Consider the following 362-nt stretch of genomic DNA (forward strand, 5'->3'; position numbering starts at 1 on the left):
AATAACTTCGCAATGCACTTAAAAATGCATTCGGAAGTTAGTTATCAACGTGGGGTTCGTTGATGGTGGAGCTAAGCGGGATCGAACCGCTGACCTCCTGCGTGCAAGGCAGGCGCTCTCCCAGCTGAGCTATAGCCCCATAGAGTTTGTGCAAAACGCTGCTTACCAGGAGAATTCTTTCGAGTTCAAGGCGTGTCGATGCGAAGCATACGTAATGTATGCGAGCCGTCGGCACAACGCGGAAATCGGAAGAATTTGGTAGGCCTGAGTGGACTTGAACCACCGACCTCACCCTTATCAGGGGTGCGCTCTAACCACCTGAGCTACAAGCCTGCAGGCGTTTTACGCTCTTCTTTATTTTC

At 51.1% G+C, this 362-nt stretch carries 2 tRNA genes; both read right to left on the reverse strand.

Annotation, left to right across the window (positions count from 1 at the left end):
- Positions 1-63 precede the first annotated feature (63 nt).
- Positions 64-139, reverse strand: a tRNA-Ala gene (locus PSSD_RS26060).
- 117 nt (positions 140-256) lie between these two features.
- Positions 257-333 (reverse strand) — tRNA-Ile (locus tag PSSD_RS26065).
- Positions 334-362: the final 29 nt, after the last annotated feature.

The sequence above is a fragment of the Type-D symbiont of Plautia stali genome, assembly GCF_001485335.1.
In the GTDB taxonomy this organism is placed as follows: Bacteria; Pseudomonadota; Gammaproteobacteria; order Enterobacterales; family Enterobacteriaceae; genus Pantoea; species Pantoea vagans_C.